The 20,270-nt window shown below is 68.3% G+C and carries 16 protein-coding genes and 5 pseudogenes; 12 read left to right on the top strand and 9 right to left on the bottom strand.

Annotated features, from left to right (window positions below; all coding sequences use genetic code 11):
• Positions 1-155 precede the first annotated feature (155 nt).
• Positions 156-1,121, top strand: a complete 966-nt coding sequence (locus M2351_RS18170) for an IS5 family transposase (protein ID WP_264657523.1) — start codon at positions 156-158, stop codon at positions 1,119-1,121.
• A 132-nt stretch (positions 1,122-1,253) separates the two neighbouring features.
• Here M2351_RS18170 and M2351_RS18165 read toward each other — a convergent pair whose 3' ends face one another.
• Together M2351_RS18165 and M2351_RS18160 are read right to left on the bottom strand one after the other, a co-directional pair.
• Positions 1,254-2,090, bottom strand: coding sequence for a universal stress protein (locus M2351_RS18165; protein ID WP_264657522.1), 837 nt, complete (start codon positions 2,088-2,090; stop codon positions 1,254-1,256).
• Between the two features lie 113 nt (positions 2,091-2,203).
• Positions 2,204-2,656 (bottom strand): annotated as a pseudogene (locus M2351_RS18160) (IS701 family transposase); the annotation flags it as partial.
• Positions 2,657-3,396: 740 nt separating this feature from the next.
• Here M2351_RS18160 and M2351_RS18155 point away from each other — a divergent pair.
• Complete coding sequence (locus tag M2351_RS18155; protein WP_264657521.1) at positions 3,397-3,579, top strand: hypothetical protein; 183 nt, start codon at positions 3,397-3,399, stop codon at positions 3,577-3,579.
• A gap of 456 nt (positions 3,580-4,035) precedes the next feature.
• Entirely contained in the window at positions 4,036-4,257 is a 222-nt protein-coding gene (locus M2351_RS18150; protein ID WP_264657520.1) for a CDGSH iron-sulfur domain-containing protein, read from the top strand.
• Between the two features lie 169 nt (positions 4,258-4,426).
• Here the strand turns inward: M2351_RS18150 and M2351_RS18145 are convergent, their stop codons facing one another.
• Entirely contained in the window at positions 4,427-4,672 is a 246-nt protein-coding gene (locus M2351_RS18145; RefSeq protein ID WP_264657519.1) for a hypothetical protein, read from the bottom strand.
• Between the two features lie 67 nt (positions 4,673-4,739).
• On the opposite strand from M2351_RS18145, the gene M2351_RS18140 reads away from it, so the two are divergent.
• Complete coding sequence (locus tag M2351_RS18140; RefSeq protein ID WP_264657518.1) at positions 4,740-5,321, top strand: HNH endonuclease; 582 nt, start codon at positions 4,740-4,742, stop codon at positions 5,319-5,321.
• A gap of 6 nt (positions 5,322-5,327) precedes the next feature.
• Here M2351_RS18140 and M2351_RS18135 read toward each other — a convergent pair whose 3' ends face one another.
• Entirely contained in the window at positions 5,328-6,578 is a 1,251-nt protein-coding gene (locus M2351_RS18135; RefSeq protein WP_264657517.1) for an MFS transporter, read from the bottom strand.
• A 124-nt stretch (positions 6,579-6,702) separates the two neighbouring features.
• On the opposite strand from M2351_RS18135, the gene M2351_RS18130 reads away from it, so the two are divergent.
• Positions 6,703-7,407 carry an ArsR/SmtB family transcription factor gene (locus tag M2351_RS18130; RefSeq protein ID WP_264657516.1) on the top strand — a complete coding sequence of 235 codons (705 nt, stop codon included), beginning with the start codon at positions 6,703-6,705 and terminating at the stop codon, positions 7,405-7,407.
• 500 nt (positions 7,408-7,907) lie between these two features.
• Here the strand turns inward: M2351_RS18130 and M2351_RS18125 are convergent, their stop codons facing one another.
• The 3 genes from M2351_RS18125 to M2351_RS18115 all read right to left on the bottom strand — a co-directional run bounded on the left by M2351_RS18125 (position 7,908) and on the right by M2351_RS18115 (position 10,629).
• A complete protein-coding gene (locus tag M2351_RS18125; protein ID WP_264657515.1) occupies positions 7,908-8,660 on the bottom strand; it encodes an SDR family NAD(P)-dependent oxidoreductase in 753 nt (250 codons plus the stop codon).
• Positions 8,661-8,686: 26 nt separating this feature from the next.
• Entirely contained in the window at positions 8,687-9,787 is a 1,101-nt protein-coding gene (locus M2351_RS18120; protein WP_264657514.1) for an alkene reductase, read from the bottom strand.
• A 77-nt stretch (positions 9,788-9,864) separates the two neighbouring features.
• Positions 9,865-10,629: an SDR family oxidoreductase gene (locus M2351_RS18115; RefSeq protein ID WP_264657513.1), complete on the bottom strand. Its 765-nt coding sequence runs from the start codon at positions 10,627-10,629 to the stop codon at positions 9,865-9,867.
• A gap of 102 nt (positions 10,630-10,731) precedes the next feature.
• On the opposite strand from M2351_RS18115, the gene M2351_RS18110 reads away from it, so the two are divergent.
• Together M2351_RS18110 and M2351_RS45115 are read left to right on the top strand one after the other, a co-directional pair.
• Positions 10,732-11,673 (top strand): LysR family transcriptional regulator, encoded by a 942-nt coding sequence (locus M2351_RS18110; RefSeq protein ID WP_264657512.1) that lies wholly within the window; start codon positions 10,732-10,734, stop codon positions 11,671-11,673.
• On the top strand, positions 11,646-11,891 hold the full coding sequence (locus M2351_RS45115; protein ID WP_406567404.1) for a MucR family transcriptional regulator: 246 nt from the start codon (positions 11,646-11,648) through the stop codon (positions 11,889-11,891). The genes M2351_RS18110 and M2351_RS45115 overlap by 28 nt, the downstream gene beginning before the upstream one ends.
• 252 nt (positions 11,892-12,143) lie before the next feature.
• Here M2351_RS45115 and M2351_RS18105 read toward each other — a convergent pair.
• Positions 12,144-12,638 (bottom strand): annotated as a pseudogene (locus tag M2351_RS18105) (transposase); the annotation flags it as partial.
• Between the two features lie 64 nt (positions 12,639-12,702).
• On the opposite strand from M2351_RS18105, the pseudogene M2351_RS18100 reads away from it, so the two are divergent.
• The 3 genes and pseudogenes from M2351_RS18100 to M2351_RS45110 form a co-directional block, all read left to right on the top strand.
• Positions 12,703-12,849: pseudogene (locus M2351_RS18100) on the top strand (DDE-type integrase/transposase/recombinase); the annotation flags it as partial.
• A gap of 99 nt (positions 12,850-12,948) precedes the next feature.
• Positions 12,949-14,566: pseudogene (locus M2351_RS18095) on the top strand (ISL3 family transposase).
• A gap of 125 nt (positions 14,567-14,691) precedes the next feature.
• A complete protein-coding gene (locus tag M2351_RS45110; protein ID WP_406567403.1) occupies positions 14,692-14,823 on the top strand; it encodes a hypothetical protein in 132 nt (43 codons plus the stop codon).
• Between the two features lie 329 nt (positions 14,824-15,152).
• Here M2351_RS45110 and M2351_RS18085 read toward each other — a convergent pair.
• Positions 15,153-15,442 (bottom strand): annotated as a pseudogene (locus M2351_RS18085) (ISKra4-like element ISAzba1 family transposase); the annotation flags it as partial.
• Positions 15,443-15,776: 334 nt separating this feature from the next.
• Here M2351_RS18085 and M2351_RS18080 point away from each other — a divergent pair.
• A complete protein-coding gene (locus M2351_RS18080; RefSeq protein WP_264657511.1) occupies positions 15,777-19,703 on the top strand; it encodes an AAA family ATPase in 3,927 nt (1,308 codons plus the stop codon).
• A gap of 277 nt (positions 19,704-19,980) precedes the next feature.
• Entirely contained in the window at positions 19,981-20,244 is a 264-nt protein-coding gene (locus M2351_RS18075) for a DUF1127 domain-containing protein (protein ID WP_264657510.1), read from the top strand.
• Positions 20,245-20,270: the final 26 nt, after the last annotated feature.

Here is a 20,270-nt window from a genome sequence, read left to right as displayed (position 1 = left end):
CGACGCAAACTGGCATACGGGGGGGCGCACACCTTTAAGCAACGTCAATTAGCCGCTCTTCGCGGCAAGGCGTCTTTTATGGCTCCGAGCGCCGTGTAGCATGAATACGGTGGGTGTCGTAGGTCAAGCACCCGTCTCCGTTCTGGTCGCCCGCTATGCCGCACAAGGCCAATGCCGCTCGTCGCCATCACATTGCCCGGCCGAAGCACAAAGTGACGAATTGGGCCGAGTACGATGCCGCCCTGCGCCAGCGCGGCAGCCTCACCGTCTGGGTCAGCGAGGAGGCAATCGCGGGCTGGAAGGCGGCGCCCCGCACCACGCCGGGCGGGCAGCCCAACTACTCGGATCTGGCGATTACGACGGCGCTCCTGCTGCGCGCGGTGTTTCGGCTGGCGCTGCGCCAGACCGAAGGGTTGATCGGCTCCGTCCTCCAGCTGCTCGGGCTTGAGCTGCCGGTGCCCGATCACTCCACCATCGCCCGCCGCGCCCGGACGGTGACGCTACCATCACCGCCGCGCTCGAGCGGCGGCCCCCTTCACCTGCTGGTCGACAGCACGGGACTGAAGCTGTGTGGCCCCGGCGAATGGCTGATCGAGAAACATGGAACCAAGAAGCGGCGCTCCTGGCGCGCCCTGCACATCGGCCTGGACGTGGGCAGCGGCCGGGTCGTCGCCGCCACGCTGACCGACCGTGGCGTCGATGATGCTTCCCAGGTTGGCCCGTTGCTCGATCAGGTCTCCGAGCCCGTGGCCTCGGTGACCGGCGATGGCGCGTACGACCGGAGCGGCGTCTACGCAGCCGTGCACGAGCGCCATCCCAGGGCCGCGGTGGTGACGCCGCGCGTGGATGCCGTGCTCAGCGCCACCGCCGAGACCGCGCCCACGCAACGCGACCGCCACATCCAGACGATCGCCGAGAAGGGCCGGCTGGCCTGGCAGCGGAGCAGCGGGTACAACAAGCGCGCCGGCGTGGAAAGCCAAATGGCGCGCTGGAAGGGCGTCCTCGGCGAGGCGCTGCGCTTCCACTCCGATCAGGCGCAGGCCACGGAGGTCGCCATTGGCGTCGCGGTCCTCAACCGCATGCTCGATCTTGGACGCCCGAACTCCGTCCGCGTCATCTGATCAAGGGTGGGGCTGGGGCACCATCCGACCCTTCTCTCCTCGATGCAACACGCACACCCCGTGTCTCAAACCATCACTGTGGGGACAGTCGCCCGGCCAAGCCAGCGCTTGGTGCAAGGCCCATTACGGCATCTAGTGCGCCAGGAACACGGGCACGTGCGCCATGTCCAAGATATGGCGGGTGGCGCCACCGAAGATCATCTGCCGTAGACGGCTTTGCGTGTATGCGCCCTTGATCAGGAGATCGCCGCCCAGTGCCCGAGTTTCCTCGAGGATGGTTTCGCCGGTCCCATGATGCTGCGGCACATGGCGGGCCTGCGCGGTGAGTCCCGTCCGGGCCAAGTAGCGGACAACCTCCTCCCCGCTTGGCCCATCGACCATTCCGCCCTCCACCGACAGCACAACGACACGGTGGGCTCGCTCCAGAATAGGACGGGCCAAGGCCAGCGTGCGGGCCGTCTCGGTGCTGCCGTTCCAGGCGATCACGACGGTCTCGCCCAACCGCTCAGGCGGCTGCGGCGCCGCCAGCAGCAGTGGCCGACCGCTCTCGAACAATACGGCTTCCACAGTTGACAGCCGCGGTGCCGCGTCACCACGGGCCGGCTGGCCGATTACAGTGAGGTCAAACAGGCGGGCGTGCTGGGCCACGAACGTATCGCCGGGGGGCGCCTCGGCGCGGAAGTGGGCGGCCAAGCCACCGCCATCCGCGGCCTCGACCAGGGGGATGTTCATTTCCCGCATGACCGCATCGAACTGAGCGTGGGCTCGGCGTATCCGCTCCCATTCGTCGTGGCGGAGTTCCTCGATGACGACTGGAACACCCCCGATCACCGGGACCGTTCCCGCGTACTCGCGCCGCACATACAAACCTTCCAGATAGCTGCCCCAGGCACGGGCAGCCAACGCCGCAGTCTGCAGCATCGAAGGCAAAACGTCGCTTTCCTCGATGGGAACCAGAATGCTTTGCATGGCCCCGCCCTCCAGCGCCGTGCTCGTCCCAATATTATGTGGGCTGCCGCATGCTCTCAGGCAACGCTGCCCATTCACAAAGCAGGGGTGACCGTTCTACGGGATTAGCACTTCTCGGGCAGGAACAGGCGCATGACCAGCGGGACCGGCACCTCGCGGCGGGCCAGGGTCAGGGTGACCAGGACCTGGCAGTTGGCGGTCTTGCCCACGACGCCGGCATACTGCGCGGCGACCCCGACGGAATGCTCGCCCTTCTTCAGCACGGCGGTGTCGTCAATGGCCAGGATCGCATCCGGGCCGCCGACCAGCTGATCAGCCGTTCGCGCCAGGATCGGTTCGAGCGGAGCCGTGTCCCAAGAGCGGCTGGCGACGAAGTTGTGCAATTGGTTGTAGTCGCCGGGCGTCAACGCCGCGGCGATCGGCTGCACGCTCTTGTGGGCCGTCCGGCCGTACAGACCGCGGATGTACACCGGGGCCCAGCGCCGCCGGGTCTTGTGGCCCAGAGCGTCCAGAAACGGCTCCAGCCAAGCGTCCAGCTCGGCTTCTCTGCTCCGCACCTCCAGCATGATCGCCTCCAGCCCAGATCACGTCCTGCGCTGTACAACAGAGCTCAGCTCGCCTCCTCACCGGGAAACTGCCAAGGTAGTGCTGATTGCCACTCTCAAACTCTGGCGCCCGGGCACCGAGACCAACACCAGACGCGCCGCCTGACCTGCCGGAGGTCGCCGGCCAAGCGATGGCGCTGGAGGAGGTTGGTGGCGAGTGGAGCGGACGCCGGGCGCCATTTGGACAGGGTTCGAGGAACGCCCAAGCGTTCCAGCTCTGCCCGCAGGCCCTCGGCACGAAACTCGCCGGCCTCACGCATGAACCGGACGGCGGCGGTCTCCACTGCCAGCGGCAGCTCGTATTCATAGACCTTCAACGCCCCCTCCCCGGTATCCTACCCCATCCAACAGGGATAACCGTGAAAGTTGCGCATGTTTCGTAAGATCGCGCTCAGAGTGCATATTCGCGTATGCCCCTCAGAAGAACGGAGACAGGTTCAATAGCCTAACCGCCGCTTGCCGGTGAGTGGCGGAGGGCGGAGCGCCAACAGCTGCACTCCTTGCCAGGTCATGCGGATCGGCGCGAAACCGGCCCCGATCGGCCATTGGATCGCGGCCGCCACAGGCGGACGGAAATTGCCGCGTTGCTCTGGCCGGCGACGAAAGGATGCTCCGCCCGGAATTGATCGATGGCTCCCAGCATGTCGTCCAATAGCGTTCGCGCTGGATCTGACAGCTGCAGAGCCCGGTGGCTCGCGGTCATGGCCCAGCTCGGTGGCGTCCCTGGCGCGCTCGACCCGACGGAGGCCACCGGCGGCGACGCCACCCACGCGCCGGCCTCGGCATCCCAGCCGATGATGCGGCGGTCGATCCCAGTGTGGAGCCACGCCCAGCCGGTCAGTTTCAGCGGGGGGGCTTCCCCAAGCATCAGTCAGTTCTCCTAAACAAAACGACAGCGGCAACCCTAGGTGTTCGCGCTTTGTTCCGCAATGCAGCATTGCCATCTTCTCTTTTTTTGCGGTGCGGGCGTCTGCGTTGGACGAGCAATGCACAAACGACGCCTCGGTAATGGAAGGAGAGCGCCGCCCTGGCCAGAAATACCTGGCTGGTCTGAACAAACATCCGACTGGGACGAGGTGTTGGAGTGCGGTCCGGGTCCGGCCTGTGCCACCGCAGCATGTCGTAGCCGAGGGCGTTGAGCCGGCAAAGCAGTCGCTTGGCGCGGGCGGCGCGTTCTGGTCTCTCCAGGCGTCGACCAAGCCGCCATCGCGTGATGTCCACCGACCTATCCTGACGCTTGGAGCCGACTGAGGAGAAGTGACGCCCGGCACTGTTAACAGGCGATGGAGCGGACTGGGCTCGCCCCCAGGACGCGAGTGTAAGGGGACGGAGGGCTGCCAATGGCCGAGGTCAAGATCGAAGCCACGCCGAACGGGCCTTATCTGGTGACGGGCATGATCGAACTGCACGATGCTGACGGCAAGGTTCTGCCAACCAAAAGCAAGGTTTGGCTCTGTCGCTGCGGCGCCTCGACGAAGAAGCCGTTTTGTGACGGCACCCACTCCAAAATTGGGTTTCAAGCGGCGGCGCGCGCCGTGCCGGGGTCGGCCGAGGGCGGCTGATCATCCCGGCCAGCGGCATCAGGATCCCGCCGTCACCGGGGTGCCATCGCGTGCAAGTGGGCGGACCACCGGTCACGACCCCTCTTCGGTGACGGCCTCCAACCCATGATAAGCAACGTGAGCAGAAAGGAGCCGTCGCCTTGGCGCACCCGAGTTGTAGGGGCCACTGTCAGGCTACGATAATGCCGGCAAACAACGTTCTGAACGCGGCCGCGTCCTCATGACGGACGAACGACAGCTTCCAATGCCGAGTGCCCGGAACATGGCCGCAGCCGGGCACGTCGATCGGAACGCTCTCATGGCTGACTCCCTTCTCCGCCAGCCAATGACGGGCACCGAATACGAATCGATCATCCGTCTGGACGATAAATGCAGCCTGCATCGCACTATAATCCTCAGATGCGGTGTTGGTCACCCTATCTACCGCACCGTTGGTCTGCGAACAGTTGCCCTCGCCACAGAATGAAGCCAAGACGCATCAGATGGCCAAAGGGATTCCGCAACCAGATGAGATCTTATCGGCCGTCTGCGCCGCCCTCTCAACCGGGACGGTCGCTGACGCGCAGCAGCTCCTTCACACCCACTATCCTTTCAATCCAATCCACCCTACAGGCCGGGACTACACACCTCGCCAATGCATGGTGATTTTTCGACGAGACGGCTTTCTCGATCGGTATTCCGGACGGCGGTTGGTATTTCCGGGAACGCTTCGGCTCCTGTCCAAGTTGATGCCAGAGAATTTCCCTTGCCATCCCAACTGGAAGAGCGACCGGTGTCATTTCGCCTATTGGGAGCGGCTCCCCACCATTGACCACGTTGTTCCCGTAAGCCGTGGCGGCGCCGATGGCGCGACCAACTGGGTGACCGCGTCCATGCTGGCGAACACCGCCAAAGCGAACTTTCTGCTGTCAGAACTCGGGTGGACACTCCGCCCAGAGCAGGCCGGTTCTTCATGGGATGGCCTGACGTCATGGTGTTTGGACGTCGTTGAGCGCGACCCGACCCTCCGGGCCGACCGGTACATCCGACAATGGTGCAGCGCCGCCCGAGCGGTGGCCAGATAACGAGCCTCAATGAGGTCGCCGACCCCGGAGAAAGCACGCAATGGCGGCTGCCTGGACCGTGCCAGCGGCAACGAACAGGTAGGCTCCCGGCTCAGTTCCCCCATCGACCCCGGTCCGCAGGAGCCCGAAGGCGGCGGGGGCAAAGGCATAGGTCGCCTGCCCGATGGCCACGATCAGCGGAACAACCCGCGCCACATCCTCGCTCGCGAACTCCATCTGCGCGATGAGGGGCGGCAACGACGTCGCATTGCCGATCCCAAGGCCGAACAGCAGGATCCCCGCCACCAGCGTCGGACCGCCATCATTACCCGCCGTTACCAAGGCCACCGTACCGAGCAACTGCCCTGCGTAGCTCAGGCAGGCGACGAGGCGGCGGTCGGCAGAAACCGGCATCATCCAGCCGACGGCGCTGCGGCCGGCGATTGCCGCCAGGGTGGCCCCGCCCATCGCCAGCCCGGCGCTCGATTCGCCGAGCACCGGCGCCAGCAGTGAGAACAGGTGGGCGAGAAGACCGATTTGCGCGAACAGACCAAGCGCCATCCCGCAGGCAAGTGTGACGAAGCGGCGGTCCAGCCAAAGGCTGTGGCCTGGAAGGGGGCGAGCGTCGCGCACCGCCGGGGTGACGGCGGGCTGGTCCGGCATACCGCCATCGGGCTCCTGACCGAGGCTCTCCGGCGTCTTCGAAAAGACCAGCGCGGCGAGGAGACCGACCACGGCCGTCATCACCAAGCCCACGGCAAGGGATGCGGGGAAGAAGCCGACGCTGGACATAAGGGTGATCCACAGCGGCGAGAAGATGACGCCGCCGATGCTGGCACCGTTATAGGCCAATCCGAGAGCCGCCGGGCGGCGGCGGACGAACCAGGGGGAGACGATCGTATTGATTGCGGCAGCCCCCATCGCCACCCATCCGGCGCCGCTGGTCAGCGCCGCGGCAAACAGCTGCCACGGCGCATCGGCCGTGGCCCAGCCGACGACCCCGAGCGCGAGGAGCGCGGCGCCCAGGCAGGTCACGCGGGGAACTCCCAGCGTCCGGTACAGCCGCGACAGGTTGGCCACCACCAGCGCGCCGCACAGGAAATGCACCGTTACCGCTGACGAAACCAAAGACACCGGCCAGCCGGTGCGTTCGACCACGGCATAGAGATAGACCGGCGGGCCGTAGAAGCCGACCCCCCAGCCGAACACTGCCAGCACGAAGGCGGCGGCGACGACGCGCCAGCCGAGGAACGGACGTTGGATGGAAACGGCTGCCATGGTTCGCGGCTCTCCAGGAAGGGTCGCCCTGCTTATGGCCGAAGGGAGCTGGTGAATGGTTCGGTCTGAGCCGAAGGATCATGCGGCCGCCTTGGGTTATGCTGTGCGGACCGGAGGAGACAGGATGTCCACACCCAATCAGATTGCCGAGGTGGCTGCCGCCATCGGTGAACCGGCCCGCGCCGCGATGCTCGTGGCGCTGATGGACGGACGTGCGCTGACCGCGAGCGAACTCGCGGACGCGGCGTCGATCACCCCACAGACCGCAAGCGGTCATCTGGCGCGGATGGTGAGCGCGCAACTGATCGTCAGTGAAAAGCAGGGGCGCCACCGATACCATCGGCTGGCCGGTGCCGATGTGGCGGCCCTGATTGAGAGCATGATGCGGATCAGTGGCGGGGAAACACCGCTGCGGAAGCCCGTGCGTGTTGGCCCAAGCGACGCGGCCTTGCGGGCGGCACGGACTTGTTACGATCATCTTGCCGGTCAGCTCGGTGTCCGCATCTCGGACGCGCTCATTGCCATGGGCGCCGTGGAGATCGAAGGCGACAACGGGCTTGTGACGCAGCATGGCTTGACCCTGATGGCGACGCTCGGCATCGCGCTGCCTGGGCGCTCACCGCAGAGGATCGCACGTCCGATTTGCCGCCCTTGCCTCGACTGGAGCGAGCGGCGCCCGCATATCGCCGGTCAGTTGGGTGCAGCCATCTGCACCCATGCTTTTGAGCAAGCTTGGGTCCGGCGGGTTGGCGGGAGCCGGACCTTGGACATCACGCCAAAAGGGAAGATGGCACTTTGGAGCGCCTTCGGGGTGAAGCTCAACGAGTGACAGCCGGGTCAGCATCGGACCGGGAGCTGGCATCCCGAGCTGTCGCGCAAACAAGCCGATCTGAGCCAGCCAGCAATGACGGCGATCCGAAGGCCGCCGTCCCCTTCTGCAACACCGCCATGCGTCATCACAGGACGTTTGCGGACGCCAAGGTGCGCGTGGAATCCGGCGACAGCGTGCGAATACACCATCATGGAGCCTGTTGCGGTTGGGCGTCCCTGTAGGCTGCAGGCTGTTGGTACCGTTCAAGATGCGGGGCGCCGGCATTCAGCGCCTACGAGGACGTCAAAATGGATCGGCCACCCCAAGGCATTATGCCGATCATGGCGGTATAGTGGCCTTTCCACATCGGCACCGGGGCGACCTTGCCGAGCAGAAGCGCCGCGGTGACCAACAGAGCCTCGCCCAACGATTGCCAGCCACACCGTAGCCCAAGGACTGTGCACCCGGCACGCGGAAGCGAGGAACGGCGATGCACTAGGATGAGTGCGCCGTTGACGTCAGAGGGACAGGCCGCCATCAACGGTGAGCGTCGCGCCCGTGATGTAGCCGGCTTCCGGTCCGACCAGGAAGGCGACCGCTGCGGCGACCTCCTCAGGCTCCCCGTATCGGCCAAGCGCCGACATGCCCCGCAGCATCTCCGCCACAGGCCCCTCCTGGGGGGCCATGCCCGTGTTGGTGGGGCCGGGCTGGACGACGTTCACGGTGATCCTGCGCGCGCCCAGATCGCGCGCCCATCCGCGGGTGTAGGCCGCAACCGCCGCCTTCGAGGCGACATAGTCCGCGATCCCGGGAAAGGCCGCGCGATGGCTGGCGCCGGCCGCGCCGATGGACACGATGCGGCCACCGTCGCTCAGCAGCGGAATGGCTGTCCGGACGGCGCTCACCACGCCCTTCACGTTGATGGCCAACTGGCGGTCGAACGCCACCGGGTCGGCGGCGGGATCGCCCGCAACGCCCGTCACGAACACACCGGCCGAATTGACCAGGATGTCGAGCCGGTTGAACGCCCCGTACGCGGCCTTCACCAGGGATTCGACCTCCGAGCCGACCGCTTGGTCGGCCTTGATGGCGATGGCGCGCCGGCCGAGGGCTTCGAGTTCCTGCACCACCCGCTCGGCCTGCTCCTTCGACAAGCCGTAGCTGAACACGATGTCCGCACCGTCGCGGGCGAGCCGACGGACGATGGCGGCGCCGGTGCCCCGCGAACCGCCGGTGACGAGGGCAACCTTGCCCGAAAGCGTTTGTGTCATGGTCCTGTCCTTTCGTGAATGGTGGGTCAGGCGCTCTGCCGCCGAGCGGAACCGTCCGCTGAGGGGTAGTCGAGATAGCCGTCGGGTCCTTGCGTGAACCAGGTCTCGCGGTCGTCAGCGGCCAGAGGCAGGCCCTCGGCGATGCGCCGCGGGAAGTCGGGGTTGGCGATGAACGGGCGGCCGAAGGTCACGGCGTCGCCCGTGCCCGCGCCCAGGTCCTCCTGAGCCCGCGCCACGTCGAAATCGGAGTTCAGCAGTACCGGTCCCTTGAAGGCCGGGCGGATCAACGGCGCCAGCGGCGGCGGGTAGCCGACGCCGCAGGTGCCGTCGAGCGGCGGTTCCCGCAGCTCCAGGTGGGCGATCCCGATGGCCGATAGCGCCTCCGCCGCGGCGATGAACAGTGGTAAGGGGTCGCTGTCGCGCACGCCCTGCGTCTCACCGTTGGGCGACAGGCGCACGCCGGTCCGATCGGCGCCAACCGCATCCGCCACGGCCTGCGTCACCTCGCGCAAAAAGCGGATCCGGTTGGGAATCGGGCCGCCATACGCGTCGTCGCGGTGGTTGGCGCTGTCGCGCAGGAACTGGTCGATGAGGTAGCCGTTGGAGGCGTGGAGTTGGACACCGTCGAAGCCGGCTGCCATCGCGTTGCGGGCGGCCGCCTGGAAGTCCGCAAGAAGGCCCGGGATCTCATCGCGGCGCAGGGTACACGCCGCCGTGTAGGGCTGCTTGCCGGCGTAGGTGTGAGCGTGGCCGGGGGCAGTGGTGACGGAGGCCGACACCGGCTGGGCGCCGCCGAGGAAGCTCGGATGGACGACCCGGCCCATGTGCCAGAGCTGGGCGATGATGCGCCCGTCGGCGCCGTGCACCGCCTCGGTGACGCGGCGCCAGCCGGCGATCTGCTCCGCCGACCAAATCCCGGTGGCGTAGGGCCAACCCAGCCCCTGCTGGCTGATTCCGATAGCCTCGCTGATGATGAGGCCGGCGGAGGCGCGCTGGGCGTAGTAGTTGGCCATCATCGGCGTCGGCACATGGTCCCGCGTTCCGCGGGCGCGGGTCATCGGGGCCATCAGGAGGCGGTTGGGCGCCTGGATGGCGCCAAGCGTGATGGGATCGAACAGGGTCGGCATGGATCGTTCCTCACGATGCGGGCCACAGGCCGGCATCCGCCGGCCCGGCACCTTGACGGATCGGCGGCTGTCGGTGATCAGACCAGGCGCCCGCCGCCGTCGATGTGCAGCGTCTCGCCGTTCATGAATCCGTTGCTCATCAGGAAGACCACCGCCGCGCCGACCTCCTCCGCCGTTCCCAGGCGGCGGAGCGGCAGCTTCTCCGTCACGGACGCCACATAGGCGTCGCGCCCGTTGCCGAGCGTCCGCAGTAGAAGCGGCGTGTCGGTCGTGCCGGGCGACAGGGTGTTCACGCGGCGCGGCGCCAGTTCAAGGGCCAGCCCGCGGGCGAAAGCCTCCATGGCGGCCGACGCCGCGGCCAGGATGGCGGTGCCATAGGCGTTCGGCCGGTCGGCGAGCGCGCCGGAAATGAGCGTGATGGAGCCATCCGAGGCGAGCCGGTCGCCCAAGGCCCGGATCGCGGCGACCGCCGCCCAGATGCGTTCGTCGAACGCCCGGCGCAGGTAATCCACGTCGGCGTCCATGATCTTGCCGGCGACGAAGGTCCCGGCCAGCAGCACGAGATGGTCGACGTGGGGAATGTCGGCCAGCGCCGCTTCAATGGCTTGGCTATTCGTCACGTCGGCGGCGCGCCAGCCCGCAAAGCCGTGGTCCGCCGCCACCCGGGCGGCGCGGTCGCGGTCGACGCCAATGACGATGACCTTGGCGCCGGCCGCCTTCGCCTGGATCGCGGCGGACAGGCCGATGCCCGAGGTGCCGCCAACGATGACGACGGTGCGGTCGTGCAGGGTGGCGGGGCCAAAGGGCGTTGCCGACGGGGTAGCGGAAGTGGTCTGAGGCATGGCGGGCTCCTGAGCGATGGGCGCCCCAGCGGCGCCGATGGAGAGACGCTACCCGCCCTGCGCACTGTTGATAATCCGGCTCGTTTTCGCTTTACTGATGCCATGATGGAACAAATCGGTTTGGAGAGGCTGACCGGCCTCATCGCCTTCGCCCGCTCGGCGTCGCTCGGCAGCTACACGGCGGCGGCGCGCGCCTTGTCCGTGTCGCCGTCGGCCGTCAGCAAGAGCGTGCAGAGGCTGGAGCAGCAGTTGGGGCTGTCGCTGTTCACGCGCACCACGCGCTCCCTGACCCTGACGCCGGAAGGGCGGGATTTGCACGAGCGCGCGTTGCGCCTGCTGCAACAGGCCGAGGAGATCGAGCAGGCCGCGATGGCGGCCCGGGCGGAGCCCGCGGGAACGCTGAAGGTGACGGCCCCTCTGCCCATCGGCGTGCATCTTCTGGCGCCGGCGCTCCCCCGGTTTCGCGAGCGTCACCCCAAGCTGGCGGTTGACCTGCGCCTGGGGGATCGGGTCGCCGACATCATCGACGAGGGCATCGACGTCGCAATCCGCGTCGGCGACCTCGCGGACTCGCGCCTGATATCCCGCCGGCTCGCCCCGCATCGCCTGTCCGCCTTCGCGTCTCCCGGCTATCTCGCCCGGCGGGGCGTGCCGCGGCACCCGGACGAGCTGGTGGACCACGACTGCGTGAATTTCCGCTACCAGAGTTCCGGTCTGGCGCTTCGCTGGCCCTTCCGCATCGGCGAACGGGTCGTCGAAATCATCCCCAACGCGGGGATCACGGTCGACGTGAGCGACGCTGTGGCGGCAACCTTGGCCGCCGGTGGCGGCATCGGCATCTCGCCCACCTACATCGCCGCCCCTTATGTCGAACGCCGCGAACTGGTGCCTGTTCTGGCCGACTTCGCGGTTGATCGCTTCGCCGTCACGGCACTCTGGCCCGAGAGCCGGCGCGGCAGCCCGAACGTCCGGGCGTTCCTCGCCTTCCTCGACGACGTTTTTCCCTCGCCGGCACCATGGGACGCGTGCCTTGCGGCGCCATAGTCCGCCTGGAATGCGGGAAGGAACAGCAGTTGCTGAAGCGGCTCCTCGGTCGTAGCCATGACCTCACCTCGTACGGGTACCGCGGCCGCTGGAGGGTGCCCCGGCACCCGAAGACAACACTCGCCTATGCGGACCAATGGTCGGAGTTTGCCAGGAGGATTGGCCTATGGCGCAAACCAAAGGCGGCGAGACCAACAGGCTGGGCAAAGCGGGCGTAGGCTCTTGCACCAGGAACCGCAGTTGAGCCTGCCTAAAAGGAACTTTGGCGTTTGCTGCAGGCACGCACGAAGGCAAGCGAAGACGCCGCCGGCACTAATGCCGCTGTCCCCTTTCACCACACTCCTATCGGCGGATGCCGCCCTTTCCCTGGTGGTCGGATCGTCCGCTTTGCGCCGATATCGTTGAAAAAGTCGGGTGTTGATCGAGTGCCGCTGTGCCGATCGCGAGGAGCTGGCGGGCGGAGGTCCGCCTCATGCCGGCCTGGGTTCCGGCACCGGGATGGGCTTGGCGAGCTTGCGGAGGTTCTGAGCGGCGGCGAGGTGGAATTCGTCGCGGGCCCCGTTCGGCCCCCTCAATCGCAGCCGGTCGAGCCGCAGGATGCGTTTGAGGTGGGCGAGCAGCATCGCGAGCAGCATCGCGACCTTCTTCCGCTCGCGTCGCGAGGTGGCGTAGGCGTCGGTGGCGGCGAGGGCGCGCGCCAGGTCGCGGGCCCCTTCGTGGAGGGAGCGCGGCACCTTGCGGGCGGGGGTGTTCGGGCAGCAGCGCGGCTTGAGCGGACAGGGTGCGCAGTCCAACGTGCTGGCGCGATAGTGGATCAGGCCGTCCGTGTCGGCGAGCGTGCGCGGCGTCCGATAGGTCTTCTGCCGCGGCCGGAGGTCCTTGCCGGCCGGGCAGACATCGGCATCGGCCTCGTGGTCGTAGGTGAAATCGGCCCGTTCGAAGGTCCCGTCACGGCGCTCGGATTCGCCGGCGTGAGCGAGGGCGGCGCCGATCGGCATGCCCAGCACCGGACGAAGCCGCGCCGATTAGGCCGCCAAACGCCTGCTGCGCAAGCTGCTGAAGCGGCAGGGCCGGGCTCCTCGCGCCATGATCACGGACAAGCTGGGCTCATACGGCGCGGCCGAGAAGGAGATCATGCTGAACGTCGAGCACCGCCAGCACAATGCGGTGTCAAACGACATCCCGAACTGGTCCTTCCGCAAACCCGGTGCAGCGTGAATGCATTGAAGGGCGGCAGTGAGCACATAGGGAGAACCGCATCCCCTACTGAGTGCTCTGATTTCCTTGTCCAAATCGCTGCTGTCCTTGCTCCCGGCCGGCTTGGCCGTTGCTCACGTCACCGTCACACACGATCGCGTCCTTGTCGCCGTACGCGCCCGCGCCGCCACGGCGGCCTGTCCGGTGTGCCGGCGTCCGTCGCACCACGTTCACAGTCGCTACCTCCGCCGTCTCGGCGACCTTCCCTGGCAGGGGCGGGTCGGCCAACTCGACCTTCAGGTCCGCCGGTTCCGTTGCGCCGCTTCTGATTGTCCGCGCCGCATCTTCGCCGAACGCCTGCCGACGGTGGCGCCGCCGAGGGTTCGACGAACGGCCCGGCTCGCCGAGGCCCAGCGGCGCATCGCCCTCAGTGCCGGCGGCGAGGCCGGCGCACGCTTGGCGGCGCGCCTGGCCATGCCGGTCAGCGGCGATACGCTGTTGCGCCTGATCCGGGCGGCTCCTCTGCCGGTGGGGTCGACCCCGCGCGTCATCGGCATCGACGATTGGGCGTGGCGCAAGGGCCACCGCTACGGCACGATCATCGTCGATCTGGAGCGCAACCGCCCCATCGACCTGCTGCCCGACCGCCAGGCCGACACGGTGGCCGCTTGGCTGAAGGCGCATCCCGGCGTGGAGGTCGTCGCCCGCGACCGGGCCGGCGCTTACGCCGACGGCATCCGGACTGGCGCCCCGAACGCCGTCCAGGTTTCCGATCGGTGGCACCTTCTGCGCAATCTCGGCGACGCCCTGGCCGGGATCCTCGACCGCCATCACCGAGAGCTGCGCGCGGCAGCCACAGCGGCTGCCGAGACCGGCGGCACCGGTGCGGTGACAGTGCCGTCCACGACGCCTGCGCCCATCCCAGCGGTAGAGGCCGAACTGCCCGCCACGGACCGCCATGCCGATCGGCGAGCCCGGTTCACGGAGGCGATGGCGTTGCATGGCCAAGGCTGGCCGATGAAGCGGATCGCGCGCACGCTCGGCGTCAATCGCAAGACCCTGCGCGGCTGGGTGCAGTCCGGCCGACTGCCGCTCTGGACCCAGCGGTCCCGCGGCAGCGCGGTCGATGTCCATGCCGCATACCTGCAGCAACGCTGGGACCAGGGCTGCCACAACGCCGCCCGGCTGTGGCAGGAGCTTCAGGGGCGAGGCTTTCGCGGACAACTCCGGACCGTTCAGCGGTGGGTCCGCCGCCTGCGCGCCGCGGACCCGTCCGCATCCAGCGCGGCCCGATCGGCGTGGCTGTGGAAGATGCCTTCGAAACGCCGGGCAGCGTGGCTGGTGGTGGCTGATGCGGAGACGATCGACGCCGCCAAGCAGCGGTTCGTCGAGGCGCTGATCGCCGGATCCACGGAGCTCGCCAGGATCATCAGTTTGGCGCGCGCGTTCAGCGCCATGGTGCGTCACCAACAGGCCGACAAACTGGACCCGTGGTTGGCCTCAGCAAAGGGACCGCACTGGCGGGTTTGCCAATGGAATCGCGCGCGATCTCGCCGCCATCCGGGAAGCCCTGTCGTCGCCATGGAGTACCGGCCCAGTGGAGGGGCGGATCAGCCATCTGAAGACGATCAAAAGGTCCATGTGCGGCCGCGCGAAGTTTGACCTGTTGCGTCATCGCGTCCTGGAGGCCGCCTGAACGGCAGCGCTCCAGCCATGCCGCTGCACCGAGTGCGCGGAAGGACCCATTCCTGAAGTCGTTTGACAGGGCGGAACAACAGGGCGGAAAACTCGCACCAGCCAACAAGGCGACGAGAACGCCAGATGAAGCGGTTCAAGTCGGCCCGGCGCTTCCTGTCCGCTCACGATCCGATCAACAACCTCTTCCTCCTGCCCCGCCACCTGAGGCCCGCAACCGGCTACCGCGCCGAGCGGGTCCGCGCCGTCGAGACGTGACACGACGTCTGCGGCATCAAGCAAGCCGCATAGCCCGCATCCGTCCTGTTCGCTGTCAAGCTCGCCCAATCCTCGGCTCCCGCCCAACAACTTGACGATGCCCTCGCGACACCGTCACGCGCGTGGCGTGGGCCGGCCATGGCCCGCGGCACGTCACGGGCACAACCGCGTCGGCTGCGTGCGCCGTGCCGGCCGGGTTGGAAGGCGTCCATCCGGCAAGCGGTCCGACGGCGCCGCGGATACGGGCGCGAGAAGGGCTTCTGGGAGCCTTCACGCTGCGTGGTGAAAAGGTCAGCGGGCATAGGGTTCGGCAGCGTGGGAGCTGCGCTGGCCTTTGCGGGCTCGGAGGCGAGCGTGCCGTTCATCACGGCGGTGCGCACCGTCCGCATTCGGTGAGCGCCCCGCGGAGACCAGCGCATCGGCTGGCTGGCGCCCATGCGCCGGTGCAGCAGACGCTGGACCGTGCTGTCGGTCGTCGTCGTGGAGATGGGCTCGCCCGGTGCTGGGCGGCGGCGTAGTCGATGATCAGGTCGGCCTTTCCGGCAACGTAGGTTTCCAGGGCGCGCAGCAGCGTTGTTACCTCCTCTGGCGGGACAAGCGCCGCCCGTTCGAGCCGGGCTCTGACCTGGAGCGTGTGCCGGCGGATCGTTTCTACCTCCGGGGCTGTCTCCAACGGCAGCGACTCGGCCAGCAACGTCCGCGCCCGCCGGTAGGACAGCGCGCTTCCCATCCCGGCCTGACGTAGCCGGCACCGGAACCCACACCGGAATCCGCCGCGAGCGTCACAATGTCGGCGTTGCGGTGTTATGAACACAGCATCGCCTCACCGCCGTGTCCGGCGACGATGGGACGGTGGCCGGTACCGCCCCGAAAAGGCCACCTGAAGGCCGCTTGACGACCAGACCGCGTGCTCCCGGGGCATTTCCCAACCCGTGATTATGGCGGGGGAAGGCATGCTGTCCATCCGGTTGCTTGGGGAACTTGAGGTGACGCGGGGCGCCGAGCGGCTGCCCCTGCCCCAGTCGAAGAAAACCCGCGCACTGCTGGCCTACCTTGTGGCGACCGGTCGGCCGCTCCGGCGGGAGCATCTCTGCTCCCTGTTTTGGGAGGTTCCCGACGACCCGCGGGGCGCCCTGCGCTGGTCCTTGAGCAAGCTGCGGCGCCTCATCGATGAACCGGACCGGGCGCGCATCCTGGCCGGGCGCGACAGCGTGGCCTTCCAAGGCGACGGCGTGGAGGTGGACCTGTTCGACCTGCGCGCGCTGGCGGCGGAGGGGGTGGAGTCCGCGGATACCGAACGGCTGCTGAGGGTCGCACGCGCGGTGCGGGGCGAGTTCTTGGAAGACCTCGACCTCGCCAACAACCACGACTTCCAGGCCTGGTGCGTGGCGGAGCGCGAGGAGGTGCGCAGTGTCCATGCCGCCGTGCTCGCCACGCTCGTCCACCGCCTGTGGACCCGGCCGGAGGACGCGCTTGCCCACGCCCGCGCGCTGGTCCGGCTTGATCCCGAGTGCGTGGCGGCGCGCGCCGATCTGGTGCGCCTGCTGGCCGCCACCGGCCGCCGGGAGGAGGCGGAGCAGCACTACAACAGCGGCCTGCACATTCTGCGCGAGGGCGGCCTGCCGGACGTCACGCTGCGGCAGGCTTGGCAGGAGGTGCGCGGAACGGCGGTGCCGATCCGGTACAAACGACCCGTAACGCAGGTCCCTGAGCCGCCCCCCTCCCCTCCCCCGGCACCCGTGTCCGCACCCGGTGCGCCCGTCCCACCGCCGCAGGCGGGGACGGAGCGCAAGCACGTCACCGTGCTGGTCGCCTCCATCGCCGAAGCGCTGCCGTGGGAAGCCTCCCACGACCCGGAGACAAGCCTGCAACGGCTCGATCCCGCTCTGGAGGCGATCAAGCAGACCGTTGTGCGTTTCGAAGGCGCGCTCGGCGCGTCGCGGACTGATGGCGTGACCGCCGTGTTCGGCGCCCCGGTGGCCCATGAGGACGACGCCGTGCGCGCCTGCTACGCGGCGCTCGCCATGCGGGCGGTGCTGGAACCGCCGTCCGACGCGGCGCTGACGCTGCGCATCGGGCTGCATTCCGGCGAGGTGGTCGTGCGCCCGGCGGGTGACGAGCGCTCCCCCGCCGTGGAGCCGGTGGGGCCGGTTGTCAAGATCGCGGAGCGGGTCGAACAGGCCGCCGATCCCGGCACCATCGCGCTGACGCGGGAAACGCTCCGCCGCGCCGAGGGCTTTGTCCGCGTGCGCCCCTTCCCCGCCTTGCATCTGGGGCCGGAGCCGGTGGACCTGTTCGCCCTGGACGACCGTGCGCCGCCGCGGTCGCGCTGGCAGATCCGGTCGGCGCGCGGGCTTTCGGCCTTCGTCGGGCGGCGGTCGGAATGCAACGGCCTGCGCCGCGCCCTTTCCCGCGTCTGCACCGGGCACGGCGAGGTGGTTGCCGTGGTGGGGGAGCCGGGCATGGGCAAGTCCCGGCTGGTGCACGAATTTCTCCAGGCGGCGGTGCCGCAGGGCTGGATGGTGCTGGAGACCAGCGCCGGCCCGCAGGACGTCCACGCCGCCTACCTGCCCATCAGCGGCCTGCTGCGGTCCTGGTTCGGCATCGGAGAGCGCGACGTGCAGGCGGAGGTCGCTGATCGTGTGCAGGTCAAGATCGTCGCTGGCCATCCGGAGCTGCTGCCCCACCTGCCCGCCCTTCTGACCCTGCTCGACCTGCCCGTTGACGACCCGCGCTGGCAGACGCTGAGCCCCATGCAGCGCCGCCGCCAGACGCTGGACGCCGTCAAGGCCTTGGTCATGCGCGAGGCGCGGCGGCAGCCGCTGGTTCTGGTGCTGGAGGATCTGCACTGGATCGACGCCCCGACCCAAGCCGCCCTGGACACCATCGTGGAAAGCCTGGGCGCCCTGCCGATTTTGATGCTGGTGACCTTTCGGCCGGAATACCGGCACGGTTGGGCCGGCAAGTCCTACTTCTCGCAGATACGGCTCAACCCCTTCGTGGCAGAGGACGCGGACACGCTGCTGCAACGGCTGCTCGGCGGCGATCCGGGCCTGCTGCCGCTGCGCCGGGCGCTGGCCATCCGCACCGAGGGCACGCCGCTGTTCATTGAGGAGGCCGTGCGGGCGCTGGCGGAGTCCGGCGCGCTGGAGGGCCAGCCCGGACGCTACCACCTCGCCCGGCCGGTTGACGGGCTCGAACTGCCCTCCTCCATCCAGGCGGTGATCGCGGCGCGCATCGACCGGCTTCCGCCGCGGCTGAAAGGACTGCTCCAGATCGCGTCGGTGATCGGGCGCGACGTGCCGGTGGCGCTGCTGCGGCCGGTCGCCGGACTGACGGAGGAGGAGCTGTATGACGGGCTGTCCGAACTCCAGTCGGCCGAGTTCCTGTTCGAGACCCGTTTGCCGCCCGACCTGGAGTTCACCTTCAAGCACGCGCTGACGCACGAGGTGGCCTACGCCAGCGTGCTGCGGGAACGGCGCCGGGCGCTGCATGTGGAGCTGCTGCACCGGATTGAGGAAAACTCGGCCGACCGGCTGGACGAGCAGGTCGACCAGTTGGCTCGCCACGCCGCGGCGGGGGAGCTGTGGGACAAGGCGGTGGGTTACCTGTTCCAAGCCGCCGGAAAGGCGATCCGGCGGTCGGCGCACCTGGAGGCGGCGGATCTGCTGAAGCGGGGGCTGGGGATCCTCGCCCGGCTGCCGGAAACCACGGAACGGCTGCGCACGGAGCTTGCCTACCAGAAGTCCCTGGGCGTCACGATGATGGCGGCCCGGGGCTGGGGCGCGCCGGAGGTCGCCGACGCCTATGCCCGCGCGCGTGTCCTGTGCGAACGGCTGGACGACCAGCGGGAGCTGTTCGCGGTGCTGCGCGGCCAGGGGCAGTTCCACATGATCCGCGGCGAGCTGGACATCGCCCGCCAGCTTGGCCAGCGCTGCATCGCGCTGTTCGCGAAAAGCCGCGACCCCGGCGTCCACATCGAGATGCACCACCTGTTCTGGAGCAACAGCTTCTTCCGCGGCGACTACGACGACGCCGGGCAGCACGCCAGCCGCGGCATGGCGCTGTACCGCTGCGACCGGCACCACCAGCTGACCTATCTCTATTCCGGGCATGATCCCGGCGTGTGCTGCCGCACCTTTTCCGGCCTGATGCTGTGGCAGCGGGGCTTCCCCGATGCGGCGGTCCGCCGCTGCCGCGAGGCCTACGCGCTGGCCGAGGAGACCGGGCACCCGCTGACGCTGGCGCTGGCGGAATGGGCGCTCGGCTACGTCCACCTGTTCCGGCGCGAACCGGCGGAGGCCCAGGAATGGGCCGAGCAGACCATCGCCGTGTGCGAACGCTACCTGCTGCCGCTGCTGCTGTCCCAGGGCCTGTTCCAACTGGGCTGGGCGCTGGCCCAACTCGGCAGCCTTGCCGAGGGCATCGCGCGGATGGAGGAGGGATTGACCGCCATCCGCGCGACGGGCGCGGAGATGGGGCTTCCCTATCTGGTCGCCTTGCTGGGCGAAGCCTACGGCAAGGCCGGACGGCGGGCCGACGGCCTGCGGGCGATGGACCGCGCGTTGGAAACGGCGGCGCGGCACGGCGCCAACTTCCAGGCCCCGGAGATCCTGCGGTTGAAGGGCGACCTGCTGCTTTGCGGCGAGGATGCGGTTCCTGCGGCGGCCGAGGCCTGCCTTGTGGAGGCGGTGACGGCGGCGCGGCGGCAAGGCGCGCTGGGGCCTGAACTGCGGGCGGCGACCAGTCTCGCCCGCCTGCTGCAACGACGCGGCCGGGCGGACGCGGCGGCGGCGATGATCGCACCGCTGCTGACGCGGTTCGAGGATGGGGCGGACACCCCCGACCTGAGGGACGCGCGGGCCGTGCTCACGGCCTGATGCAGACGGCGCCTGAAGGCGTCGTCTGCATCACCCTCTTGATCAATGCTAAAGCATTGATGTGCAGGACTTGACGATCGGCGGGCACTGGAAGTGTTCATCCGCCGACCGTATGATTTCCTTGATGAAGCGTCCGGCGGCGCGCTCGGCGCGCCGTTTCCATGCCTTTTCCGTGTCATTCCCACAGTGGTTCCAACGCTGGCCTCCACGGCCCTGCGCGAAGGTCCGTCCATGCCGCGGTCGGACCTGCGGTGCAGCAAACCAACGGAGGGAACCCATGAACGACACATCAACCGCCACGGCCACCGCCATCGCCGTCACCGGCACACCGACCCGGCGCCGCTTCTGGAAAAGCGAGTTCGAGCGGATCTTCACGCTCACCGCCGCGGCCATGCGCGGTCTTGCGGAACGGCACCGCCGCCGGGAAATGGCCGCGCTCTACACCATGACCGAGCGCGCGCTGAAGGACGTCGGGCTGTGCCGCACCGACCTCTGGGCGATCCGCGACGGTCATTACGACACCACCTCCGCGCGGCGCTGAAGCGCTCCCCGCATCTCTTCAAAAAA

The organism is Azospirillum canadense, assembly GCF_025961225.1.
Lineage (GTDB): Bacteria > Pseudomonadota > Alphaproteobacteria > Azospirillales > Azospirillaceae > Azospirillum > Azospirillum canadense.
The sequence above is the reverse complement of the archived record's forward strand: the minus strand, read 5'-3'. Positions and strand labels throughout refer to the sequence as shown.